This window comes from Gilliamella bombi (assembly GCF_900103255.1).
GTDB classification, from domain to species: domain Bacteria; phylum Pseudomonadota; class Gammaproteobacteria; order Enterobacterales; family Orbaceae; genus Gilliamella; species Gilliamella bombi.
In genome coordinates this window covers 1-2,502 of sequence record NZ_FMWS01000029.1, presented here as the reverse complement: position 1 = coordinate 2,502, position 2,502 = coordinate 1, and the positions used below count along the sequence as shown (strand labels likewise).

General features: G+C 39.6%; 1 protein-coding gene and 1 pseudogene. Both read left to right on the top strand.

The features are described 5' to 3' along the window. On the top strand, window positions 1-760 hold a 760-nt coding region (locus B9N71_RS06290; protein ID WP_143422068.1), incomplete at its 5' end, for a DUF2345 domain-containing protein. Window positions 761-771: 11 nt separating this feature from the next. Further along, a pseudogene (locus tag B9N71_RS06285) lies at window positions 772-2,502 on the top strand (hypothetical protein); the annotation flags it as partial.

Genomic DNA, 2,502 nt, shown 5'->3' with positions numbered 1-2,502 from the left:
AGGTTTTGAACTGCGCACCGATGAATGGGGTGCGATTGCCGCCAATAGAGGCTTATATTTAACCACCCAAACCCAGCCTAAAGCGCAAGGCAAACAACTTGATATGCAAGCGGCAATCACTCAACTTGAAAATGCCCTCTCCATTGCCAAAGCGCTACAAAATGCCGCCACCCAGTCCGAAGCACACAGCGCCGATACCGACAGCCAAGACCAACTTAAAGCCAACTTAACTCAGCTAACCCAAAGTGGCTTACTGGCCTATGCGCAAGAAGGCATCGCCCTAACTAGTCCTGAAAATATTCAACTGACAACAGCTAACAGCCTCACCTTAACCAGCGAACATCAAACCGATATCAACGCCTTAAAAAATATCACCCTATCATCGGCTGAAGCGATGGGTTTATTTGCCCAAAAATCAGGCATGAAACTATTTGCCAACCAAGGCGATATCGAGGTGCAGGCCCAAAATGCTAACCTTAATATGGCTGCCAAACAAGATATCAAAGTGGATAGTGTCGATGGCAAAGTCACCATTACTGCCAAAGACAACCTCACCCTTATTTGTGGTGGCTCTTATATCAAAATCAGCAGCGAAGGCATTGAACTGGGTACAGAGGATAATATCTATCTTAAATGTAATGTGATGCAGAAGATGGGACCAGCAAGTATAGATGATAATAAACTTAAATTCTCAAAAAGTGATATTGATGTCGCGCTTAGGCGATTAATAGAGAGTGACCATATTAATTTTTCAGGTTAAGGAACTAAAAAATGACATTATCAGCGGTAAAAAAATGGAAATATCCCGTTATTATAGATGAAAAAGAGAAATTAAGCGCAAATGTTTATTATGAAGCATTAATGTCAGCATCAACGGGGTTTTATCCTGTCAGTGTAAACAAGCTTATACACAGTGGTGTTCATTTTGATTCAAATGTGCTTAAAAAGTTGGGGAATGAAAAAGAGCGTAGAGTGCATTGTATTGCTGATGGCGAGGTTATCGCCTACCGCGTTAATGACCGTTATCAAAAAATAGATAAAGGCGATGAAGTTGTTTTTTTCTCAACTGGTTTTGTTCTGGTGAGACACTTGCTTGAAATGGATCGTGTAGAAGAAGAAACGCCAGCCTCAGAAAGTGATACAACCGCGGGGAACACCAACACAGAAGGGGCAGCAGCGGATACTAATCAGGCACAATCACCGAGTACAAGTAATAGTACCGATACGACAACACCTACCCCCCCTACAACCCCTCAGACAAATACAGAGACAGCGACCGACACATCTACTTCATCTGGAGCGGAAACAACGTCAGAGACTACGCCCAACACGACTGAGCCGGCCAAAGAAAAACAGCCAGGACACCGTCTTTATTTTTATAGTTTGTATATGCATTTAGCGGATACAAACTATTACGATAAAAATTCTAACGAACCAACCCCCGCATTTTGGGAGCAGGATATTTATCGTGTTCGTCTAGAGCATAAAGAATTAAATTTTGTAGATGGATTAAATATCCGAAAAGATCCCCCAGAAAAAAATAACCCAGAAAAAAATAACTCAGAGATATTAGCGGTATTACAAGAGGGTACAAAAGTTAATTTAAATCTTGATTTGCATGATGAAAAATATGAATGGTATGCTGTTTCGAGTTTTGTCGAAGGGTATTCCTCAATTCCTGAATTAAAACCTCGCAAATCTGATAAAACAGAAACAGGAGTCGATATTTTAGGTTGGGTGTATACCGGCAAAGCAGTAACAACATCGGAATTTGAAATACCGGGTAGTAAAACCGTTAAAGAATTGACGGAAGAACAAAAAAAAGAGTTGAACGCTAATTTAGCTAAATCTGAAGGCCTAAGAGTCAGGAATGACTTTATTAATGGTAAAGAAGGTAAAAAAATTTACTCAATGCTACCAAAGGGAACACAAGTTAAGATATCGAATGTCAATCAAAAAGGTTTTGTTGAGTTAATTGAAGTAGTTAGAGATGGCAAACCCACACTACCGTTACCGACAGAAAAGAAAATAGTTTGGTATGATTGCCTTGAAAAGGTAGTAAGAGGAAAAAAATACAACGAAGTGGTGGTATTAGATAAGCCCTTTCCGATTAAAGCGGGTGATTTAGTGGGTCATATTGGTCATAACCAAAATAAAGGTATACTCAAAAGCAAATATTCTAATCTTGAAACCTTGCCATTAGGTGAAAGTTTAAATGACAGCGAATTTTGTCCTCATTTACATGTTGAATGTTTCACCTGTGAAGACTTACCAAGTTATATCACTCAAACGCAAGCAGAAGCGAGTAAAATCCCAGAGGAAGATAAAGCCTTTTTGGGTATAGCTAAACAGGTCAAACTACTGGAAAAAGAAGCTGCATCGGATACGACAGTGGGTAAACCGTATGCAAAGACCAAAATTAATATAATGAGTCAAGATGTGAAGGTGGCTTGGTTACAAATTGAAATACAGTCATCGGATACTGAGATAAAGACATTATGG